The sequence below is a fragment of the Solwaraspora sp. WMMA2056 genome, assembly GCF_030345095.1.
In the GTDB taxonomy this organism is placed as follows: Bacteria; Actinomycetota; Actinomycetes; order Mycobacteriales; family Micromonosporaceae; genus Micromonospora_E.
In genome coordinates this window covers 6,385,179-6,406,422 of the sequence record NZ_CP128360.1, presented here as the reverse complement: position 1 = coordinate 6,406,422, position 21,244 = coordinate 6,385,179, and the positions used below count along the sequence as shown (strand labels likewise).

Annotated in this window: 22 protein-coding genes; 9 read left to right on the top strand and 13 right to left on the bottom strand. The window is 71.5% G+C overall.

From position 1 onward, the window contains the following. Positions 1-2: 2 nt before the first annotated feature. Entirely contained in the window at positions 3-260 is a 258-nt protein-coding gene (locus O7608_RS29065; RefSeq protein ID WP_282225801.1) for a WhiB family transcriptional regulator, read from the bottom strand. A 424-nt stretch (positions 261-684) separates the two neighbouring features. Further along, positions 685-1,635, bottom strand: a complete 951-nt coding sequence (locus O7608_RS29060) for a diacylglycerol/lipid kinase family protein (RefSeq protein WP_289207580.1) — start codon at positions 1,633-1,635, stop codon at positions 685-687. 42 nt (positions 1,636-1,677) lie between these two features. On the opposite strand from O7608_RS29060, the gene O7608_RS29055 reads away from it, so the two are divergent. Next, positions 1,678-2,067 carry a hypothetical protein gene (locus tag O7608_RS29055; RefSeq protein ID WP_289207579.1) on the top strand — a complete coding sequence of 130 codons (390 nt, stop codon included), beginning with the start codon at positions 1,678-1,680 and terminating at the stop codon, positions 2,065-2,067. A gap of 9 nt (positions 2,068-2,076) precedes the next feature. Here the strand turns inward: O7608_RS29055 and O7608_RS29050 are convergent, their stop codons facing one another. Together O7608_RS29050 and sodN are read right to left on the bottom strand one after the other, a co-directional pair. Further along, positions 2,077-2,490: an ATP-binding protein gene (locus O7608_RS29050; protein ID WP_289207578.1), complete on the bottom strand. Its 414-nt coding sequence runs from the start codon at positions 2,488-2,490 to the stop codon at positions 2,077-2,079. A 186-nt stretch (positions 2,491-2,676) separates the two neighbouring features. After that, complete coding sequence (gene sodN / locus O7608_RS29045) at positions 2,677-3,084, bottom strand: superoxide dismutase, Ni (protein ID WP_289207577.1); 408 nt, start codon at positions 3,082-3,084, stop codon at positions 2,677-2,679. 107 nt (positions 3,085-3,191) lie between these two features. On the opposite strand from sodN, the gene O7608_RS29040 reads away from it, so the two are divergent. Beyond that, on the top strand, positions 3,192-3,515 hold the full coding sequence (locus tag O7608_RS29040) for a S24/S26 family peptidase (protein WP_289207576.1): 324 nt from the start codon (positions 3,192-3,194) through the stop codon (positions 3,513-3,515). Positions 3,516-3,654: 139 nt separating this feature from the next. Then, positions 3,655-4,821 (top strand): NAD(P)-dependent malic enzyme, encoded by a 1,167-nt coding sequence (locus O7608_RS29035; protein WP_289207575.1) that lies wholly within the window; start codon positions 3,655-3,657, stop codon positions 4,819-4,821. Between the two features lie 88 nt (positions 4,822-4,909). Here the strand turns inward: O7608_RS29035 and O7608_RS29030 are convergent, their stop codons facing one another. After that, positions 4,910-5,815: a hypothetical protein gene (locus tag O7608_RS29030; RefSeq protein WP_289207574.1), complete on the bottom strand. Its 906-nt coding sequence runs from the start codon at positions 5,813-5,815 to the stop codon at positions 4,910-4,912. A gap of 82 nt (positions 5,816-5,897) precedes the next feature. Between O7608_RS29030 and O7608_RS29025 the strand changes: the two genes are divergently transcribed. Further along, positions 5,898-6,179 carry a DUF1707 SHOCT-like domain-containing protein gene (locus tag O7608_RS29025; protein WP_289207573.1) on the top strand — a complete coding sequence of 94 codons (282 nt, stop codon included), beginning with the start codon at positions 5,898-5,900 and terminating at the stop codon, positions 6,177-6,179. 68 nt (positions 6,180-6,247) lie between these two features. After that, complete coding sequence (locus O7608_RS29020; protein ID WP_502959150.1) at positions 6,248-7,201, top strand: zinc-binding dehydrogenase; 954 nt, start codon at positions 6,248-6,250, stop codon at positions 7,199-7,201. Here O7608_RS29020 and O7608_RS29015 read toward each other — a convergent pair. Further along, entirely contained in the window at positions 7,198-8,118 is a 921-nt protein-coding gene (locus O7608_RS29015; protein ID WP_289207571.1) for an alpha/beta hydrolase family protein, read from the bottom strand. The genes O7608_RS29020 and O7608_RS29015 overlap by 4 nt on opposite strands. A gap of 93 nt (positions 8,119-8,211) precedes the next feature. On the opposite strand from O7608_RS29015, the gene O7608_RS29010 reads away from it, so the two are divergent. Further along, positions 8,212-8,382 carry a hypothetical protein gene (locus O7608_RS29010; protein ID WP_289207570.1) on the top strand — a complete coding sequence of 57 codons (171 nt, stop codon included), beginning with the start codon at positions 8,212-8,214 and terminating at the stop codon, positions 8,380-8,382. A 52-nt stretch (positions 8,383-8,434) separates the two neighbouring features. Here O7608_RS29010 and O7608_RS29005 read toward each other — a convergent pair whose 3' ends face one another. The 7 genes from O7608_RS29005 to O7608_RS28975 all read right to left on the bottom strand — a co-directional run bounded on the left by O7608_RS29005 (position 8,435) and on the right by O7608_RS28975 (position 18,607). Continuing rightward, positions 8,435-9,562: an acetate/propionate family kinase gene (locus tag O7608_RS29005; protein WP_289207569.1), complete on the bottom strand. Its 1,128-nt coding sequence runs from the start codon at positions 9,560-9,562 to the stop codon at positions 8,435-8,437. Next, the gene (gene pta / locus O7608_RS29000) at positions 9,559-11,622 is read right to left on the bottom strand and encodes a phosphate acetyltransferase (RefSeq protein WP_289207568.1); all 2,064 of its coding nucleotides are present in this window, start codon (positions 11,620-11,622) and stop codon (positions 9,559-9,561) included. Before pta ends, O7608_RS29005 begins: the two co-directional genes overlap by 4 nt. 100 nt (positions 11,623-11,722) lie before the next feature. Next, positions 11,723-11,899, bottom strand: coding sequence for a DUF6104 family protein (locus O7608_RS28995; RefSeq protein ID WP_289207567.1), 177 nt, complete (start codon positions 11,897-11,899; stop codon positions 11,723-11,725). 16 nt (positions 11,900-11,915) lie between these two features. Next, positions 11,916-15,794, bottom strand: coding sequence for a multifunctional oxoglutarate decarboxylase/oxoglutarate dehydrogenase thiamine pyrophosphate-binding subunit/dihydrolipoyllysine-residue succinyltransferase subunit (locus O7608_RS28990; protein ID WP_289207566.1), 3,879 nt, complete (start codon positions 15,792-15,794; stop codon positions 11,916-11,918). Between the two features lie 258 nt (positions 15,795-16,052). Beyond that, the gene (locus O7608_RS28985) at positions 16,053-16,880 is read right to left on the bottom strand and encodes a DUF2705 family protein (RefSeq protein WP_289207565.1); all 828 of its coding nucleotides are present in this window, start codon (positions 16,878-16,880) and stop codon (positions 16,053-16,055) included. Then, complete coding sequence (locus O7608_RS28980) at positions 16,877-17,788, bottom strand: ABC transporter ATP-binding protein (protein WP_289207564.1); 912 nt, start codon at positions 17,786-17,788, stop codon at positions 16,877-16,879. The genes O7608_RS28985 and O7608_RS28980 overlap by 4 nt, the downstream gene beginning before the upstream one ends. Before the next feature lie 81 nt (positions 17,789-17,869). Next, positions 17,870-18,607 carry a hypothetical protein gene (locus tag O7608_RS28975; protein ID WP_289207563.1) on the bottom strand — a complete coding sequence of 246 codons (738 nt, stop codon included), beginning with the start codon at positions 18,605-18,607 and terminating at the stop codon, positions 17,870-17,872. Between the two features lie 112 nt (positions 18,608-18,719). On the opposite strand from O7608_RS28975, the gene O7608_RS28970 reads away from it, so the two are divergent. The 3 genes from O7608_RS28970 (at position 18,720) to O7608_RS28960 (ending at position 21,236) form a co-directional block, all read left to right on the top strand. Next, positions 18,720-19,526, top strand: coding sequence for a GNAT family N-acetyltransferase (locus O7608_RS28970; RefSeq protein ID WP_289211088.1), 807 nt, complete (start codon positions 18,720-18,722; stop codon positions 19,524-19,526). Continuing rightward, on the top strand, positions 19,523-20,437 hold the full coding sequence (locus tag O7608_RS28965; protein ID WP_289207562.1) for a lysophospholipid acyltransferase family protein: 915 nt from the start codon (positions 19,523-19,525) through the stop codon (positions 20,435-20,437). The genes O7608_RS28970 and O7608_RS28965 overlap by 4 nt, the downstream gene beginning before the upstream one ends. A gap of 97 nt (positions 20,438-20,534) precedes the next feature. Beyond that, positions 20,535-21,236 carry a response regulator transcription factor gene (locus O7608_RS28960; protein WP_289207561.1) on the top strand — a complete coding sequence of 234 codons (702 nt, stop codon included), beginning with the start codon at positions 20,535-20,537 and terminating at the stop codon, positions 21,234-21,236. Positions 21,237-21,244: the final 8 nt, after the last annotated feature.

The following is a 21,244-nucleotide window of genomic DNA, read 5'->3' as shown; positions in this document are numbered from 1 at the left end:
GGTCAGGCAGTGTGAGCGCGCAGGACGCGCAGTCCGCCGCGGCGCTTGACTGCGCGCCGCTCCTCTTCGCTCATCCCGCCCCAGACGCCTGCGTCCTGCCCGGACTCGAGTGCCCACTGCAGGCACTGATCGGTCACGGAGCAGCGCCGGCAGACAGCCTTGGCCTGCTCGACCTGCAGGATCGCGGGGCCGGACGTCCCGATCGGGAAGAACAGCTCCGGGTCCTCGTCGCGGCAGACAGCATGGTGACGCCAGTCCATGGCGGCAACACTCCTCATTCTGGATCGGTGGCGGTGAAATGCTCCGGTCTTTCTTTATGCGCCCGCGCAGTCAATACGACGGATTGCATCCGTCGGATCGGCAGCGCGTGAGCAGGCGTGTGCCTGTGGAACGTTGCTCCGAGCTGCCGCGTGGCGAGCGCATCCAGGCAACGTCCCGGGTGAATCGGTCCGCTTGTGAATACTTTCACGAACTCCTGCGATGTCAAGAGTAGCGATCAGAAAAAGTACAACTGGGTGAGCAACGTCACGACCCTTATGTCCTTTTTCTGGCGCTCACCGACACCCGGAGTGCGACAGTCAGGAATCAATGTAGTACGGTCCGGCCTGCGTTGCAGGCATTTCAGCCACGTGTCCTTCGTGGGCCTGGTCACGCTCCGCAGTCGAAGTTCAGTTACGTAGCGTGTCAGTGGACGACCCGCAGGGCCTCCCGGACCGCCGTAAAACGGACTTTCAGCCGCTCGCCGAGATAGTCGCCGTCGAGTTGGAAGGCCTGAGGGCGAGTTGCGGATATCGTGAATTCGGACAAATCGTGCAGCCGGACGACCTGTCGCCCACGTGGATCCGGCGTACGAGCCGCGACCTGAGCCAACGTACGGGTCGTGCTGGGCACCCGCAGCTGCCGTACGGCCAGCACGTCCAGCCCGAGGTCGAACGAGGCCAACGGGTTCGGGTTGATCGCCCGGTCGCCGATGAAGGTCCACGGCGCCGTGTTCTGGATCACCACAGTCGCGAGCTCCTCGTGCGCCGGCTCGCCCGGCTGCTCCAGCCGGATCGCCGGGTGCCGCCGGTCCATGCCGATGAAGTACTCACTCACCATCGACCGCAGGTAGAGCCCGACCGTCGACCGTCGACCCCGCAGCCGGGCCCGCTCCACCTGCCGGATCACCGCCGCGTCCAGCCCCAGCCCGGCGCAGAAGGTGAAATAGCGGTCGTCGGCCCGCCCCAGCCCGATGGTCCGGAACCGACCCGTCCGCAGCCCCTCGATCAACACGCTGGTCGCCTCCGGCCACTGCGGGGGCAGACCGACCGCCCGGGCGAAGACGTTCGTCGAGCCGACCGGTACGACGGCCAGCGCGGGCAACCGTCGGGCCGTCGCCGTCGACGACTGGTCGGTCGCCGGCAGCGCCGACATCAGCCCGTTGACGGCCTCGTTGACCGTACCGTCGCCGCCGAGGGTCACCACGACGTCGAACCGCTCCTGCGCGGCCTGCCGGGCCAACGCCACGGCGTGCCCGCGCCGATGGGTGTACTCGACCGTCAGGTCGACTTCGCTGCGCAACGCCCGGACGATCACGTCCCGGGTGCGCTCGCTGGTGGTGGTGGCCTTGGGATTGGCCACCAGAAGGGCCCGCATGGGCGGCACTGTATCGCGCCCGGACGCGGGTATCGTGGCGCCGTGACCATTGCCGCACCGTCCCTGCCGGCGAGCCTGCGGTGGGCCGTACGGGTGCTCGCCGCGCAGGCGGTGGCCCTGGGGCTGCTGGCCGGGTACCTGGCCTACCAGGACTTCGCCGGGCGGGCCACCGACCTCGTCTCGGCGTTGTTCGTCACCGGCTTCGCCGCTGGCGGCGCGGTCGCCCTCGCGCTGCTCGCCCGGGGCCTGCACCGGCGGCGGGCGGCAGCCCGGGCACCGGCCATCGTGCTGCAACTGATGCTGCTGCCGGTCGGCTACTACATGAGCGTCGGTGGGCTGGCCTGGCTCGGCGTACCGCTGATCGCGCTCGGGCTCGGCGTGGTGTTCCTGCTGGTCACCCCGGCCACGACGCGGGCCTTCGGGCTCGACTGAGCCTGGGCCTCAGCGGCCGCCCGAACGCCGGGTGAGCAACCGGATGCTGGCCCGGCCGCTGCTGGCGGTCGCCGAGGCGGAGGTGGTCAGCGCCCGGAGCACCTTCCAGGCGAACGACGACTCCGGTGGAAGCGTGGCACCGCGGGCGGTGGCGACGGTGACTTCGACGGTCAGTGCGTCGTCGGTCACCGAGAAGCGACACTCCAGGTCGGCGGGTCTGGTGGCGACGGCGAGCAGCATGGCGCACGCCTCGTCGACCGCGATCCGCAGATCCTCGATCTCGTCCAACGCGAAGTGCAACCGGGCGGCCAGACCGGCCGTCGCGGTCCGCAGCACGCTCAGGTAACCACCGTCGGCGGGCACGGTGAGGAGCACGACGTCGTCGTCGACCGTCGGCTCGGATTGTGTGACCAGCGGACTCATCCGGCATACCCCCGCGTGGACTCTACCGGTTGACGTCGATTCCCGGTGGCATCCGTGACCAATTGTTCCGCTCCGCCGATTGTCCGGTTCCATCGCCGACGCGGCTCCCGGCGTCGTCCACCGCCGACCTCGGCGGTGGCGGGGTGTCCGGCCGGCACGACGGGCGTGCCGGCCGGACCTGAGGCCTCAGGCCTGCTTGGTCTCCCAGAAGATCTTCGCGATCTCGTCGATCTTCTGCAGCAACTCGTCGGCCTTGGCCGGGTCGACCGAGGCCTTGGTCCCGCCGCCGCCACCGGCGAGCTTGGTGGCCTCGTTGAACAGCTGGTTCAGCTGCGGGTACTTCTCGAAGTGCGGCGGCTTGAAGTAGTCGGTCCAGAGCACCCACAGGTGGTGCTTGACCAGCTCGGACCGTTGCTCCTTGATGATCAGGGCACGGGTACGGAACTCCGGGTCGGTGTTCGCCTGGTACTTCTCGGCGATCGCCTTGATCGATTCTGCTTCGATCCGGGCCTGCGCCGGGTCGTACACGCCACACGGCAGATCGCAGTGGGCGCTGACCACCGTGCGCGGAGTAAGAATGCGTGGAAGTCGCATCAGGACCCTCCGTTGACTGGCCGGCGGCACGATCGCCGGCACGCGTAAGGTGGAGGAAGATCCTCCTTGCCGACCCTATCGCGCATCGGGCCCGCTGACCTGACGAGGTGCAAGTGCGTCCGCCTCTGTTTGCCGTGCTGGTGCACGGTCCATCGATGGCTCCCACGCTGCGCCACGGCGACGCACTGCTGATCCGTCGGGGCGGCCGGGCGGTCCGTCCGGGCGATGTGGTGGTCGCCACCTTCCGTGCCCGGCCCGACCTGCTGGTGGTCAAGCGGGCAGTGCGGGCCTGCGACGGCGGCTGGTGGCTGCGTGGCGACAACGATCTCGTGACCGACGACTCGCGGGCGTACGGGGTGGCCGACGTGCACGGAAGGGCAGTGTTGCGCTACTGGCCGCGACCGCGGTCATTTTGTTACCGGCGGGTATGACCTACTTGGCGGGAAACCAGCCCGTGGGACACTATGCTCGACACGTAACCCGGGTGACCCCCGCAGCGCCTCGCCGGTCAACGCTGACCTCGCGCCGAGCCGGCGGCTCTTTCGCACGCTCAACGGCTCTGGAGTCACCATGTCTACAGTGGCAATCTCTGACCCGGTCTTCGACCTGCACCGGGGCGGCAAAATGGCGATCACGCCGACCGTCGCACTGACCGACCGCGAGGACCTCTCCCTGGCGTACACCCCGGGCGTCGCCCGGGTCTGTGAGGCCATCGCCGCCGACCCGACCCTCGTCGACGACTACACCTGGGTGTCGCACACCGTCGCCGTGGTCACCGACGGCACCGCCGTGCTCGGCCTCGGCGACATCGGTCCGCGCGCCGCGATGCCCGTGATGGAGGGCAAGGCGGTGCTGTTCAAGCAGTTCGGCGATGTCGACGCCGTGCCGATCTGCCTGGACACCCGCGACATCGACGCCATCGTCGCCACCGTCACCGCACTGGCACCCTCCTTCGGCGGGATCAACCTGGAGGACATCAGCGCGCCCCGCTGCTTCGAGATCGAACGCCGCCTCGACGAGGCGCTGCCGATCCCGGTCTTCCACGACGACCAGCACGGCACCGCGATCGTGGTGCTCGCGGCCCTGCGCAACGCCGCCACGTTGCTCGACCGCCGACTCGGCGACCTGCGGGTGGTGGTCAGCGGGGCCGGCGCCGCCGGCGTCGCGGTGACGAAGATGCTGATCGCCGGGGGCGTCGACCCGGCGAAGACCGTGGTCTGCGACTCGCGGGGCATCATTCACAACGACCGGGCCGACCTCAACGGGGTCAAAGCCGAACTCGCCGCCCTCACCGCAGCCTGCGCCGGCGGCATCGCCGACGCGCTGGTCGGCGCCGACGTGCTGATCGGCCTCTCCGGCGGCCGGATCGAAGAGTCGGCCGTCGCCGGCATGGCACCCGGCGGCATCATCTTCGCGTTGGCCAACCCGACGCCGGAGGTGCATCCGGAGATCGCCCACCGGTACGCCGCCCTGGTCGCCACCGGCCGCAGCGACTTCCCGAACCAGATCAACAACGTGCTCGCCTTCCCCGGGGTTTTCCGGGGCGCGTTGGAGGTCGGCGCCACCCGGATCACCGAGGGCATGAAGGTGGCCGCAGCCGACGCCATCGCGGCCGTGGTCGCCGACCTGCTGCAGCCGGAGGCGTTCGTGCCGTCCGCGCTCGACCCCCGGGTCGCACCGGCGGTCGCCGCGGCGGTCGCCGCCGCCGCCCGCCGCGACGGCGTCGCCCGCCGCTGACCGCGTCGGATGATCCGCAGGTGCCGGCCGGCCCGGTCCCGGGCCGGCCGGCGTCCGGCGAGCGAGGTGCCGTAAGGATGGCGAGCGGTCAGCCGCCGAGCAGTTGGCCGATGGAACGCAGCAGGTCGGCGTAGAAGGTGCCCTCGATCTCGCGAAAGACCCCGAACTGCGCGTCGGGGTCGCCGAAGAAGGGCCGCAGCGTCCAGGCGAGTTGGGTGCCGACGAACCCGAAGAGCAGGATCCAGATGTAGAGCAGACTCATGCTGGCCGGCCGCTGCGCCGGCGGGCCGAGCGGCTGACCGAAATGCGCTTGTGGGCGCGCGGGCAGCTGCGGCCGGTCTGTCATGGCATCGACCATCGCGCCCGTCCCGACCGGCGTGGGCGCGGCAGGAGCCGCTGGTACGGGTGCGGCAGGTCCGGGCGCGGGGGTGGGCGTGGGCGCGCCAGCCGGCGCGGGCACCTTGGCCGACCGTTGCTGATGGTCGTTGAGCGCCTGCATGCCGGCCACCAGGAACCGGAGGCCGACGATCGCCGAAAGCAGCAGGATCGCCACGTTGAGAAGCTTGTAGAACTGGTAGCTCTGTGCGGTGACCAGGAAGAAGAGGCTGACCGGCGCGAACGCCAGGGTCAGCGCGGCGGTCACGGTGATCGACACCAGGATCAGCGCGACCGCCTGGATCATCGACAGCCGCGCGCCGAAGACCAGGTTGAACAGGTATAGGGTTGGCAGACAGATGGCCAGCGTCGCCAGGAACAGCAACGGCAGCTTGATCAGCGAGGAGATGATCTGTTGCCAGCCGTACGAGGCACCGAGCACCGCCCCGTAGATCGCGAGGCTCAGCGTGGAGCTGGTGACCAGCTGGCCGATCAGGGGACGCAGGCCCCGCTCGTCGACGATCTGCTGCCAGATGCCGTCCCGGTCGCGGAGGATCCGTTCGATGATGAGCTGCTTCGTCGTGGGGGCGGCATCGCCACCGACAGGTAGGGTCGACACGGCTGCACCGTACCGGCTGGCGCGGCGGCCCACCGCCCCGTACGGGTTCCCACACCGATGTGGACACGCCTAGGCTGACCACATGAACCGCCCCGACCTGCGTGCCTCGGACGCGGACCGCGAGCGGGTCGTGCGCTGCCTGGAGCGGCACACCTCGGCCGGTCGGTTGAGTCTGGACGAACACGCCGACCGGGTGGAGCGGACCGTGCACGCCCGGACGCACGGCGAACTGGCCGCCGTCCTCGCGGACCTGCCAGCGGAGCCGGCCGGATCGGAGCCGGCGGCGGTGCACCAACTGCTGGTGGCGTTCCTGATCGCCGGGGTCGCGCTGGTTGTGCTCACCGCACTGATGCTGCTGCGCTGAGGCGCTGCCAGCGTGCGGTGCTGCGCGCAGCGGTGCTGGCAGCGTGCGGTGCTGCTAGCGTGCGGTGCATGCGCGCCGTCTACGCCTCGACCATCGACGTCGACGATCCGCTTGCCGCGCTGCGCGTCGGTGAGCTGCCCGAACCGGACCTGCCCGCCTCGGACTGGGCGGTCGTCGAGGTCCGGGCCAGCTCGCTGAACCACCACGACCTGTGGTCACTGCGCGGGGTCGGGCTGCCCGCCGACCGGCTGCCGATGATCCTCGGCTGCGACGCGGCCGGGGTCGACGCCGCCGGCAACGACGTCGTCGTCTACCCGGTGGTGCCCGATCCGGCGGACCCGCGCGGCATGTCGATCCTGTCCGAACGCTACCCGGGCACGTTCGCCGACCGGGTCGCGGTACCGCGTTCGCACCTCGTTCCGAAACCCGCCGGGCTCAGCTTCGCCGAGGCGGCCTGCCTGCCCACCGCCTGGCTGACCGCGTACCGGATGCTGACCACCCGGGGTCGGCTCGACCAGGCCGGGTCGGTGCTGGTCCAGGGCGCGGGCGGGGGAGTCGCGACGGCGGCCGTGGTGATCGCCGTCGCCCTGGGCAAGCGGGTCTACGCGACCAGCCGGGACCCGGCCAAGCGGGAGCGGGTCGCCGCGCTCGGCGCGACCGCGCTGGCACCCGGTGCCCGGCTGCCCGAACGGGTCGACGTGGTGATCGAGACCGTCGGTGCCGCCACCTTCGACCATTCGTTGAAGTCCGCCGCGCCCGGCGCCCGGATCGTCGTCTCCGGCGCCACCAGCGGGCACCTGCCCGCCGTCGACCTGCGCCGGGTCTTCGCGATGCAGCTGGAGATCCTCGGCACCTCGATGGGCACCGCCGACGAGCTTCGCGGCCTGCTGCAGCTGTGCGACACGCACGGTATCCGCCCGGTGGTCGACACCGTGTACGGCTTCGGCGAGGCCCCGGCGGCCTTCGCCCGGCTGCACAGCGGGGACGCCTTCGGCAAACTGGTGCTGGACCACCAGCGCTAGAGCTGGTCGTCGAAGACCGCCACCCCCGCCGGGGGTGCCTCGGTCAGCCGCTCCCGGGCGGCACCGTCGCCGTACAGGGTCCAGCGCAGGAAGTCCGTACTGGTCGCGATCACCACGTCGTAGGCCGGGTCGCCCGGCCGCAGCAGTGACTGCCCGTGGTCGCCGTCGGGCAGGCTGAGCATCGCCTTCGGCCAGGGCACCCGGTCGTACGCCGCCCTGCCCGACGCGTACGACACCACCTCGTCGAGCTCACCGTGGATGAACAGTTGCGGGGCGGCGGCACCGCTGAACGCCGTACCGACCCCGAGGGCGCTGCCGGCCAGCACCACGCCGGCGTCGAGCCGTTCGTCGCGGGCCGCGGTGAACAGCCCGACGGTGGTGATCCCGCCGGCCGAGTGCCCGGCGGCGGCGACCCGTTCGACATCGAGCCGGCCGGCGAACTCGTCGCCGTCGCGTCCGTCGAGCGCCAGCAGTTCGTCGAGGACGTGTGAGGCGTCCGCCGGCTGGTTCAGCACGTCCAGGGCGTTGCCGCCGGAGCCGCCCTGACTGGTGAACGGGTAGGTCGGGGCGGCGACCACGAACCCGGCCGCCGCCCACTGCGCCAGCACCGCCTGGTAGTCCGCCGGCTCGCCGCCCAGGCCGTGGCTGAACAGCACCACCGGGAACGGGCCGGCGTCGTCGGCCGGGTACCAGACGGTCACCGGCAGCGGCCGGTCACCACGGGCGAGGTCGAGGGTGCGGGTCGCGACGTCGAGTTGACCGGCCGGTGCCGCCCGGCCGGGGGCCGGGGTGGGCGGTACCGACGCCGGTGCGTTGAACACCGGCGGCGGCGTGGGCGCGGATCCGCAGCCGGCCAGCAGGGCACCGACCAGACCGGCGGTGAGCAGGCCGGCCACCGCCGGACGACGAACACGCATCAGACGATTGTTACCGCGCGGCAGCCAGGTCGGCCACCCGGACGCGTCGGTCGGTCGTGGCGGCACTTGCCCGATTTCGCTAGGGTCGTCGTCATGTCTGACGAGTACGTCGATCCGAGCGGCAACACCGAGGCCTTCCGGGCCTTCCAGACGACCCCGTCGCCGGTCGCCGACCAGCCGTCCCGGCTGCCGTTGATCATCGGCATCGGCATCGCCGGCGTGGTGGCGGTCGTCCTCGCGATCGCCGTCTGGCTGCTGGTCTGACCGCGTCAGCTGCGGGCCCCGGCCGTCACCGGTCGGCTGAGCTGACCGACACTCAGTGGTCGGCCAGCACCGCTCGGGTCTGACTGGCGATCTCCAACTCCTCGTTGGTGGGGACCACCCACACTCCGACCGGCGTACCGTCCGGGGAGATCCGCCGTTCGCCGCCGCCGCTGCCGTTGCGGTCCGGGTCGACGGCGATGCCGAGCCCGTCGAGCCCGGCGAGCGCCGCCGCCCGGATGGCGGCGGCGTTCTCGCCGACCCCGGCGGTGAAGGTGACCGCGTCGACCCGGCCGAGCAGCGCGTAGTAGCCGCCCACGTAGAACCGGATGCGGGCGCAGTACATGTCGACGGCGAGCCGGGCACCCGGGTCTCCGGCGTCGCGCCGGCGCAGCACCTCGCGCATGTCACCGGCCCCGGCGAGGCCGACCAGCCCGCTGCGCTGATTGAGCAGCCGGTCGACGTCGGCGGTGGACCAGCCGGCGACCCGTTCCAGGTGGAACACCACCGCCGGGTCGAGGTCGCCGCTGCGGCTGCCCATCACCAGCCCTTCCAGCGGGGACAGCCCCATCGACGTGGCCACGCTGCGTCCGCCGGCCACCGCGCAGGCGCTGGCACCGTTGCCCAGGTGCAGGGTGATCACCTGGACCTCGGCCGGATCCCGACCGAGCAGGGCGGCGGTACGGCGGGACACGTACGCGTGTGAGGTGCCGTGGAACCCGTACCGGCGGATGCCGTACCGCTGTGCGGTGTCGGCGTCGATCGCGTAGTTGGCCTGCTCCGGCGGCAGCGTGCGGTGGAAGGCGGTGTCGAAGACCGCGACCTGCGGTACGTCCGGCAGCAGCCGGCGGGCCTGGGCGATGCCGGTCAGGTTGGCCGGATTGTGCAGCGGGGCCAGCGGCACCAGCCGCTCAATCTCGTCGACCACCTGGTCGGTGATCAAAGTCGGCTCGGCGAACCGGACGCCGCCGTGCACCACCCGGTGCCCGACCCCGGCGAGCCCGGTCAGGTCGGTCCGCTGCGCCATCGTCCGTAGCGCCTCGGCATGGTCGGCCGGCCCGCCGCCGGCCTCGCCGATCCGTTCGACGACGCCCTTGTCGACCACCTGCTCGCCGTCGAAGAGCTGGTACTTCAGCGACGACGAACCGCAGTTGAGGACCAGGACTCGGCTGGGGCCGCTCATCGCGCGGCGGCCTGGATCGCGGTGATCGCCACGGTGTTGACGATATCGGCCACGGTGGCGCCCCGGGACAGATCGTTGACCGGCCGCCGCAGACCCTGCATGACCGGGCCGACGGCGACCGCGCCGGCCGAGCGCTGCACCGCCTTGTAGGTGTTGTTGCCGGTGTTCAGGTCGGGGAAGACGAAGACGGTGGCCCGGCCGGCGACCTCGCTGCCGGGCAGTTTGGTGGCGGCGACGGTCGGGTCGATCGCCGCGTCGTACTGGATCGGCCCCTCCACCAGCAGGTCCGGGCACCGTTTGCGGACCAGGTCGGTGGCGGCGGCCACCTTCCGGACGTCGTCGCCACTGCCGGACGTGCCGGTGGAGTAGGACAGCATCGCGACCCTCGGCTCGATGCCGAACCGGGCTGCGGTCTGCGCCGAGCTGACCGCGATGTCGGCCAGTTGCTCGGCGTCCGGGTCCGGGTTGACCGCGCAGTCGCCGTAGACCAGCACCCGGTCGGCGAGCAGCATGAAGAAGACGCTGGAGGCGACCGAGACCTCCGGCAGCGTCTTGATGATCTCGAACGCGGGGCGGATCGTGGCGGCGGTGGTGTGGGTCGCCCCGGAGACCATGCCGTCGACGTGCCCGGTGTGCACCATCATGGTGCCGAAGTAGTTGACGTCGCCGATCACGTCGTGCGCCAGCTCAAGGGTGACCCCCTTGTGCCGACGCAGCTGCGCGTACCGGGCGGCGAAGTCGTCGCGCCACGGGCTGGTCGCCGGGTCGACGACCCGCGCCGCGTCGACCTGTACGCCGAGTTCGCGGGCCCGCCGGGCGATGTCGTCGGGGTTGCCGAGCAGGGTCAGGTCGGCGACGCCCCGGCGCAGCAGGATCTCGGTGGCCCGCAGGATCCGTTCGTCGGTGCCCTCCGGTAGCACCAGCCGTCGCCGGTCGGCGCGGGCCCGGTCGATCAGCGCGTACTCGAACATCATCGGGGTGACCCGGGGGGAGCGGGTCACGTCGAGCCGGCGGGCCAGCTCGGCGCTGTCCACGCTGGACTCGAAGGCGCCGAGTGCGGCCTCGACCTTGCGCGGGTTCGCGGCGCTGGGCCGCGCCGAGATCCGCCCGGCGGCGGCGACGGCGTGGAAGCTGTCCGCCGGCACCGACAGCACGGCCAGGTTCGTCCCGAGCCGCTCCACCAGCCGCATCGCCCGCGGGTCCGGCTGCTCGCCGAGGGTCAACGCGATCCCGGCCAGGGAGACCAGCCCGGCGGCGTGCGCCGCGCTGACCGCGACCAGCAGATCCGCCCGGTCCCCGGGGGTGATCACCAGGGCACCCTCGACGAGATGGTCCAGCAGCACCGGCACGTGCGCCGCGCCGACCACGAAGTCCAGCACGTCGCGGCTGGTCGCGGTCTCGTCGCCGGCCAGCACACTGGCGTCGAGTGCGGCGGCGACCTCGGCCACCGTCGGCGCCGACACCGCCGGGACCTCCGGGATGACGTACGTCGGCACCGGCAACGCCGGCGCGTTCACCTCGGCACCGACCCGGTTGGCGATCACCGCCAGCACCGTCGTGCCGAGCTCGGTCAGCGAGTGGTACGCGCTGCGTACCGCGCCGGCGACCTCGGCACCGTCGCGGTGGATGCCGTCCACGACGGCCACCACCACGCTGCCGAACTCGGTGGCCAGCCGTGCGTTGAAGGCCAGCTCGCGGGGGAGTCCGCCGTTGTCACCGGTGTCGTCGAAGTCGCTGCCGACCACCAGCACCGCCGCGCAGCGCCGCTCCAGCTCCCGGTAGCGGCCGACGATCCGCGAGATCAGCTCCTCGCGGCGGCCGTCGGCGACCAGCCCGGCGGCTTCGGCGTAGCTGGCCCCGTAGAGCTGCTCGTCGGGCAGGTCGATGCGGTACCGCTCACGCAGCAGGCTCAGCGTCGCGTCCGGGCCGGAGCCGGCGACCAGCGGACGGAACACCCCGATCCGCTCGACCCGACGGGACAACAGCTCGGCCAGGCCGAGCGCGACGGTGGACTTGCCACCACCGGGGCCGAGACCGGCCACGTAGACACTTCGCGCCACCGCCCCAACGTACAAGGCGGAGGCGGTCGGAGTCTGGTGACCTTGGTCCCGGCCCGGGTGGGACCACCGTCAGATGTTGATCATCCGGTCTCGTCGCTGACTACTCGTCCTCGTCGTCGAGACGGGCCAGCCAGGTGGCGAACCGCTCGATCGGCGTTTCGAACTCCGGGTGCAGGTCGACGAAGTCGCGCAGCCGCTCGGCCAGCCAGGTCAGCGCGACCTCCTCCTCGCCACGGCGCTGCGCCAGTTCCTCGATGCCCCGGTCGGTGAAGTACATGCCGCCTCCCCGGTGGTCAGCGGCGCGGCAGCGCGGCGTCGATCAACGCCGCCTGCTCCACGTCGTGCAGCTTGGTCGAGCCGACCGCCGGTGCCGCCGCCGCCGGGCGGGAGATCCGCCGCAGCCGTACGCCGTCGAGGTGCTCCAACAGGTTGAGCGCCACGAACGACCAGGCGCCCTGGTTGGCCGGCTCCTCCTGCACCCAGGCGAAGTCCTCGGCGTTCGGCAGCGCCGCCAACGTGGCCCGTAGCTGCTCCACCGGCAGCGGGTACAACTGCTCCACCCGGATGATCGCGGTGTCGGTGTCGAGCTGACCGTTGCCGCCGGTGACCGCGTGCCGTTCGGCCCGGGCTGCCAACAGGTCGTAGTAGACCTTGCCGGAGCAGAGCAGCACCCGCTTGATCGCCTCCGGCCGGCTGGCGGCCACCGGGTCGGGCAGCACCGGCTGGAAGGTGCCGGTGGTGAAGTCGGCGACGCTGGAGACACAGAGCTTGTGCCGCAGCAGCGACTTCGGGGTGAACACGACCAGCGGCTTGCGCTTGGGTGACAGCGCCTGCCGCCGCAGCAGGTGGAAGTAGTTCGCCGGGGTGGACGGGATCGCCACCCGCATGTTGTCCTCGGCGCACAGTTGCAGGTAGCGCTCGGGGCGGCCGGAGGTGTGGTCCGGGCCCTGCCCCTCGTGGCCGTGCGGCAGCAGCAGGGTCAGCGCCGAGCGTTGCCCCCACTTGACCTCACCGGAGGAGACGAACTCGTCGACGATGGACTGCGCCCCGTTGACGAAGTCGCCGAACTGCGCCTCCCAGAGCACCAGCGCTTCCGGGTTCTCCACCGAGTAGCCGTACTCGAAGCCCATCGCCGCGTACTCGCTGAGCAGGGAGTCGTGCACGAAGAAGCGGGACTCGTCGGTGACCAGACTGGCCAACGGCAGGTAGTCGTTGCCGGTGCGGGCGTCGACCACCGACGCGTGCCGCTGCACGAAGGTGCCCCGGCGGGAGTCCTGGCCGGCGAGCCGGACGGTGACCCCGTCGGCGAGCAGGGTGCCGAAGGCGAGGATCTCGCCGAAACCCCAGTCGATGTCGCCGGAGACCGCCATCTTGGCCCGCCGCTCCAGCAACTGCTGGATCCGCTTGTGCGGGGTGAACCCCTCCGGCAGGTCGACGTGGGCCTCGCCGACGGCGGCGATCGCGGCGGCGTCGACGGCGGTCGCCACCTCCGGCTCCGGCTCCGGCTGGCGGGCGGGCATCCGGCTGGTGGCCGACGCGGCGGCGTCACGGGTGGCCTTGAAGACCTGCTCCAGCTGCGTCTGGTAGTCACGCAGCAGCTCCTCGGCGTCGGTGACGGTGATGTCACCGCGACCGATCAGCTCCTCGGTGTAGAGCTTGCGGACGCTGCGCTTGGAGTCGATGATCGCGTACATCAGCGGGTTGGTCATCGACGGGTCGTCGCCCTCGTTGTGGCCGCGCCGCCGGTAGCAGACCAGGTCGATCACGACGTCCTTGTTGAACGCCTGGCGGTACTCGAAGGCGAGCCGGGCGACCCGGACCACCGCCTCCGGGTCGTCGCCGTTGACGTGGAAGATCGGCGCCTGGATCATCCGGGCCACGTCGGTGCTGTACAGCGACGAACGGCTGTACTCCGGCGCGGTGGTGAACCCGACCTGGTTGTTGACCACGACGTGCACCGAACCGCCGGTACGGTAGCCGCGCAGCTGCGACAGGTTGAGCGTCTCGGCGACCACACCCTGCCCGGCGAACGCCGCGTCACCGTGCACCAGCAGCGGCAGGACGGTGTAGCCCTCCAGCTTGAGGTCGATGCGGTCCTGCTTGGCCCGCACGATGCCCTCCAGCACCGGGTCGACCGCCTCCAGGTGCGACGGGTTGGCGGTCACCGAGACGGTGATGCCGTGCTCGCCGTCCGGGGTGGTGAACTTGCCGACCTGGCCGAGGTGGTACTTCACGTCGCCGGAGCCCTGGGTGGACTTCGGGTCGAGGTGCCCCTCGAACTCGGAGAAGATCTTCTCGTACGGCTTGCCGACGATGTTGGCCAGCACGTTGAGCCGACCCCGGTGGGCCATGCCGATCACGACCTCGTCGAGGTCGGCCCGGGCCGAGGACTGCAGGATCTCGTCCAGCAACGGGATCAGCGACTCGCCGCCCTCGAGCGAGAACCGCTTCTGGCCGACGTACTTGGTCTGCAGGAAGGTCTCGAACGCCTCGGCCGCGTTGAGCCGGTTGAGGATGTGCTTCTGCTCGCCGGCGTCGGGCTTCTCGTAGCCACGTTCGATGCGTTCCTGGATCCAGCGGCGCTCCTCCGGATCCTGGATGTGCATGTACTCGACGCCGACCCGGCGGCAGTACGAGTCGCGCAGCACCCCGAGGATCTGCCGCAGCATCATCCGCTGCTTGCCGGCGAACCCGTCCACCGGGAAGGTCCGGTCCAGGTCCCACAGGGTCAGGCCGTGCTGCAGGACGTCCAGGTCCGGGTGCTTGCGGATCTTGAACTCGAGCGGGTCGGTGTCGGCCATCAGATGCCCGCGCACCCGGTAGGCGTGGATCAGCTCGTTGACCCGGGCGGTCTTGTTGATCTGCCCCTCGGAGCTGACCGCCACGTCGCGCATCCAGCGCACCGGCTCGTACGGGATGCGCAGCGAGGTGAAGATCTGGTCGTAGAAGCCGTGCTCACCGAGGATCAGCTCGTGCATGACCTTGAGGAACTCGCCGGACTGCGCACCCTGGATGATCCGGTGGTCGTAGGTGCTGGTCAGCGTGATGACCTTGCTGACGGCGAGGTCGGCGAGGGTCTCGGAGGACATCCCGGCGTACGGTGCCGGGTACTCCATGGCGCCGACCCCGATGATCGCGCCCTGGCCGGTCATCAGCCGGGGCTGGGAGTGCACGGTGCCGATCCCGCCGGGGTTGGTCAGCGAGATCGTGGTGCCGCCGTAGTCCTCCATGGTCAGCTCGTTGCGGCGGGCGCGGCGGATCACGTCCTCGTACGCCTGCCAGAACTGCCGGAAGTCCATCTGCTCGCAGGCCTTGATCGACGGCACCACGAGGGTACGGGAGCCGTCCGGCTTGGCCAGGTCGATGGCGATGCCGAGGTTGACGTGCTCCGGGGCGACCATGTGCGGCTTGCCGTCGACCTCGGCGAACGAGTTGTTCAGCTCCGGGTGCTCGGCCAGCGCACGGACCAGCGCGTACCCGATCAGGTGGGTGAAGCTGACCTTGCCACCGCGGCCCCGCGCCAGGTGGTTGTTGATCACGATCCGGTTGTCGACCAGCAGCTTCGCCGGGACGGCGCGGACGCTCGTCGCGGTCGGCACCGTGAGCGACGCGTCCATGTTCTGCACGATCCGGGCGGCGACACCGCGCAGCGGCGTCTGCCGGCTGCCGCCGGCCCCGGCAGCCGGGTCAGCGGTGGCGCCCTTCGTGCCGGCGCCCTTCGCCGGGGCGGCCTTGGCGGTGGACTTCGTCGCGGTGGTGGTGGCCCGGGCCGGCGCCTTCTCGGTGCCCTTCGTCGCGCCCTTGGCCGGGGCCGCCGGGGTGCTCGACGTGTCGGTGCGGGCGGCGCCGGCGGCCTTGGCAGCCGAACCGCTGCGGCCACCGGTGGCCGCCGGGGCCGCCGGTCGGTCGGTGCCGGTGTCGGGCCGATCGACCGACCGTTGGGCGGCCGGAGCGTCGGTGCCGGCCCGCGCCGCCGTGGCGGTGGCGGTGGCGGCGGTCGCCTCGGTCGGTGAGGCGGGCCGCGCCCGGTCGTAATCGGCGAAGAAGTCGTGCCAAGCGGGATCGACACTGCCGGGATCGGTGAGATACTTCTGGTACATCTCATCGACGATCCACTCGTTCGGGCCGAAACCCGCCAGCGGATTGTTCTGCGAAGTCTGCTGGGTCGACACGGCCGGTAATCGCCTCTTTCACGCGGGTCGGTTGTCACGCGGGGACGCCACCTGGCTGGGGGCGCTGGTCGAAGACGGCTTCCAGGCTACGCCGTACCACGACGGGCGGCATTGTCGCACGCGGCTCGTGTCACTTTTCACAGCGCTGGTCCCTGCTGTCGCGGCTGTCCCGACAGCCCGTCGGGACAGCCGCGACGCAGGTCGGACCTGCTGCACCGGGCGAGCACACCGTGGTGCGTCGCGGCTCGCCCGGCCGGATCAGGAGATGTCGCGCCGCCGGGTGATCATTGTGCCGACGATGCCGGTCAACAGCGCGTAACCGATCAATATCAGCGCGCCCGCCCAACGGGGCGGGCTGCCGGGCAGGTCGGTCCCGGCGACCATCAACTGCGAGGCCAGCGACGGCACCAGCAGCTGCAGGTCGTTGATCCAGTCGCCGAACCGGGCGGCGAGGGTGGTCAGGATGATCGCCGCGCCCAGGTAGCCGCCCAGGTAGAGCAGGATCGCCGAGACCGTGGCACCGAGCTGGCTGCGGATCAGCACCCCGAACCCGACCCCGAAGTTGGCCCACAGCAGGTACGCCAGCGCGTTCAGCCCGACCGCCTCCCAGACGGTGCCGGTGCCCAGTTGCGTGCCCACGTCGAGGACGTTGAGCAGCAGCGCGCCGACGATCAGGTTCATCACCGTGGTGACCAGCCAGAACAGCAGCCCGAGCAGGGACGCGGCGGCCAGCTTCGCCAGGATCACCTCGGTACGGCGTGGGCTGGTCAGGAAGGTGGTCGTCGCGGTCTGGTGGAAGTACTCGTTGGTCACCACGATCACGCCGAGCAGCATCACGATCAACAGCCCGAAGAACTGACCGTTGGTGTAGAGGTTGGCGGCCAGCACCGGCCCGTCGCTGACCGCCTCCAGGACCTCGGCGTTGTCGCCGGTCACCTGCGCGCGGTTGGCCGGGTCGGCGAGGATGGTCGTCTGCACGTAGTTGACCAGCAGGGTCAGCCCCCACAGCGGCAGCGAGATCAGGCCGAAGATCCACCAGGTGCTGGTGGTGCCGATCTTCAGTAGCTCACTCCGTACCAGGTTCATCGGATGGCCGCCTTCGCGCTGGTCAGTTCCAGGAAGACCCGCTCCAGGTCGGGCCGTTCGGTAGTCAGCTCGTGCAACTCCACGCCCTCGGCCAGCGCGGTACGCCCGACAGTCGGCGCGTCCACCCCGGTGACCAGCAGCGCGCCGTCCGGCGTCGGCGTCACCGTGGCGCTGGCCTTGGTCAGTGCCGGGGTCAACCGGTCGGCGTGCGGGGTACGGACCCGGACGGCCGCCGCACCGGACATCGACGCCATCACCTCGGCGACCGGGCCGTGCCGGACCAGCCGACCGGCGGCGATGATCACCACGTCGTCGGCGAGCAGCTGCATCTCGGCCAGCAGGTGACTGGAGACCAGCACCGTACGACCCTGTGCCGCGAACGACTTGAGCAGATCGCGCATCCACCGGATGCCCTCCGGGTCGAGCCCGTTGGCCGGCTCGTCGAGGATCAGCACCTTCGGGTCGCCGAGCATCGCCGCGGCGATGCCCAACCGCTGGCGCATCCCTAGGGAATAGCCTTTGAACTTGCGCTTGGCCGCCGGCTCCAGCCCGACCATCGCCAGGGTCTGCGCGGCCCGCTCGCGGGGCAGCCCGGCCGCCGCGCAGATGACCCGCAGGTGGTTGATCCCGGTCCGGCCCTTGTGCGCGCTGGAGGCCTCCAGCACGGCACCGACGTGGCGCAGCGGCTCCGACAGGTCGGCGTAGCGCTGACCGTCGATCGTCGCCGTACCGCTGGTCGCGGTGACCAGATTGAGCAGCATCCGCAGCGTGGTCGTCTTACCCGCGCCGTTGGGTCCGAGGAACCCGGTCACCCGACCGGGCTCCACGGTGAACGACAGGTTGTCGACCGCCCGCACGGTGCGGTACTGCTTTGTCAGCCCGGAGACGACGATGCGTCCGTCCGACATCTGGCTCCTTCCATCGTGATGCCGCCCGGACACCCCGGTCCGGGTCGGCGTCGCTCAGCGTCACGGCTGCGCCGGGTCAGGTCAAACCGGCTCGCCCACCCCGCCGGCCGCCACCGCGATCCAGGTGGCCTGCGCCGCCGCGAGCAGTCGACCCGCCGGGTCGTACAGCGCGGTGCGGACCTCGGCCTTGCGACCGCTGGTCGTGACCAGTTCGCCGACCACGACGCACCGCGCGCCGGCGTCGGGCAGCGCGGCCACCGTCGCGCTCATCCGCCCCAGCAGGTACGGCCGACCCGGCGCGAGCACCGTCCAGCCACCGGGGCAGTCCAGTGCCGCCCACACCGTCGGCACCGTACGGTCGGCCGGCACGACGAACGGTGCGGCGGTGCGGCCGGGACCGGTCGGGCCGGGGAAGATCCGCAGCCCGTCGGCGTGCTGCGGGCCGCAGACGTAGCAGCTGGGGAACGGGTGCGCGACGAAACCGGGGTACGCCGTACTCGCCGCCTCGGCGGCGGCGAGGTCGACCGGCGGCGGCAGCGGCCCGGTCGACGGGTCGGATCCGACCACGGGTTCGGCCTCGGCGACGAGCACCGCGCCGGCCGGTGGACCGGCGGTCACCCGCACCGCACCGGTGGTCGCGTCGGCATCGACCCGCAACTCGGTCTGCAGCGGTGGCGGCCGGCGCAACGTCACCCGGACGGCGCGGTCGGCGACCACCGTCGCCGGGTCGGCACCCAGCACCACCTGCGCCACCAGCCCGGCGGCGTACCCGCCGTTGGCCGAGTCGGGCGGCCCGTTGAACCGGGCAGGGACGATCACCGGCCCATCCTCGCAGCCGGCCGCCACCGGCGTTCACCGGATCGACACCGCTGCCATCCGCTGGCGACACGCCGCCGGTTCCGGCACCCCTTACACAGATCTCATGGCACTGTTGTCGACTGCCACCGCACCCGTCGCCACCAGCGAATACACCGTTTCCCTCGCCGAGGACGCCGAACAGGTCGCCGCCGCGCAACGACTGCGGCACCAGGTGTTCACCGCCGAGTTCGGTGCCGGGTCGGTCGGCACGCACCCCGACCGTGACGTCGACGAGTTCGACGACCACTGCGACCACCTCGTCGTGCGGCACACCCGTACCGGGGCGGTGGTCGGCACGTACCGGCTGCTGCCGCCGGACCGGGCCCGGCTACTCGGCCGCCGCTACGCCGACGCCGAGTTCGACACCCGGCCGCTGCGGCTGCTCGACGACCATCTGGTCGAGGCCGGCCGGTCCTGCGTACACCCCGACCACCGGGGTGGCGCGGTGATCAACCTGATCTGGTCCGGGATCGCCCGCTACCTGCGGTCGCGCAACCTGCGCTGGCTGGGTGGCTGCGCCTCGGTGCCGCTGGCCGACGGCGGCCTGGCCGCGCACGCCGTCTGGCGGGAGGTCCGCGGTGCCCATCTCAGCCCGCCGTTGCTGCGGGTACGGCCGCGCCGACCGTGGCTCGCCGAAACCGAACCCGCGACGGTACGGGTGACGGCCCCGGCGGGTGCCGCGGCGGCGCTTGCGTCGGCGCCGGCCCGGGGACCCCGTACCGTCATGCCGCCGCTGCTGCGCGGCTACCTGCGTCTGGGTGCCTGGGTCTGCGGCGAACCGGCCCACGACCCGGTGTTCGGCGTCGCCGACCTGTACGTGCTGCTGTCGCTGGACCGGATGGACCCCCGCTACCTGCGGCACTTCCTGGAGTCACGGTGAGCGGCCCGGGCACGTTCTGGCGGCCCCGTTCCGGTTGTGGCCACGGCTGCCTGCCGCCGCCGCGCTCGGTGCCCGCCGCCGGTGTGCCCCGTCGGGCCGTCCGGCTGGCCGGGGTCCTCGCCATGCTTGCCGTCGGTGGTGCCCTGCTGCTCTGGCTGCCGGTGTCGCCCCGACGGTGGCGGCCGACCGTCGGCACCTGGTGGGCGCGGGGCCTGCTGCGGGCGCTCGGCGTGCGGCTGCGGCTGGTCGGCGCCCGACCCCGTACGGCGGCGCTGCTGGCCGTCAACCACGTCTCCTGGCTGGACACCCTGGCAATCCTCGCGGTGTCCCCGGCCCGGATGCTGGCCAAGGTCGAGGTCCGGCGGTGGCCGGTCGTCGGCGCGCTGGCCCGCGCCGGTGGGACCATCTTCATCGACCGGGAGCGCCCCCGGACCCTGCCGGACACCGTCGCCGCCGTTGGTGCCGTACTGCGCTGCGGCGGGCAGGTCGCGGTCTTCCCACAGGCCACCACGACCTGCGGGACCACCGGTCTGACCTTGGCTGGCGGCGCCGCCTCGGGCGGCGGCAGGTGCAGTGCCGGTACGGCGTCGGTGATGCCGTTCCGGCCGGCGCTGTTCCAGGCGGCGCTCGACGCCGGGGTGCCGGTGGTGCCGGTCGGGTTGACGTACCACCTGGTCGGTGCGGCCGGGCCGGCCGCCGATGACCCGGTGCCGACCAGCGTGGCGGCGTTCATCGGCGACGAGGCGCTGTGGCCGTCGGTCCGGCGGGTGCTGGGACTGCGCGGTCTGGCCGTCACCGTCGAGGTGGCCGCGCCGGTGCCGCCGCAGCGGGCGCCGCACCGGCGTACCCTTGCCCGGTTGTCCGACCGCGTCGGCCGCCCGGACCGCGCGGACCTGGACCTGGTCGGCTGACGCGGCGTGGACCTGCCGGCGCGGCGCCGAGCTGGTTCACAGCTGATTGTCAGCCGTCCTGCAGGCCAGATCCAGGCCGGTCGGGGATGATGCGCTCATGAGCGCACCGCAGACCGAGGCGAGACTGCTCGTCGTCGAGGACGACCCGAACATCCTCGAGCTGCTCTCCGCCAGCCTGCGGTTCGCCGGGTTCGACGTCACCACGGCGACCAGCGGCAGCGCGGCGCTCAACGCCGCCCGCGAGCGGCGGCCCGACCTGGTGGTGCTCGACGTGATGCTGCCCGACCTGGACGGCTTCGAGGTCATCCGGATGATGCGCGAGGCCGGTACGCGGACCCCGGTGGTCTTCCTCACCGCCCGCGACGCCACCGACGACAAGATCCGTGGGCTGACCCTGGGCGGCGACGACTACGTCACCAAGCCGTTCTCGCTGGAGGAGCTGACCGCCCGGATCCGGGCGGTGCTGCGGCGCACCAGCAACGGCAACCAGGCGACCTCCCGGCTGACCTTCGCCGACCTGGAGCTCGACGAGGAAACCCACGAGGTGCACCGGGCCGGCAACCGGGTGCAGTTGTCGCCGACCGAGTTCAAGCTGCTGCGGTACCTGATGCTCAACGCCAACCGGGTGCTGTCCAAGGCGCAGATCCTCGACCACGTGTGGAACTACGACTTCCGGGGCGACGACAACATCGTCGAGTCGTACATCTCCTATCTGCGCCGCAAGGTCGACAACACCCAGCCACGGCTGATCCACACGCTGCGCGGTGTCGGCTACGTCCTGCGTAAACCGGCGGCGTGAAACCGCCG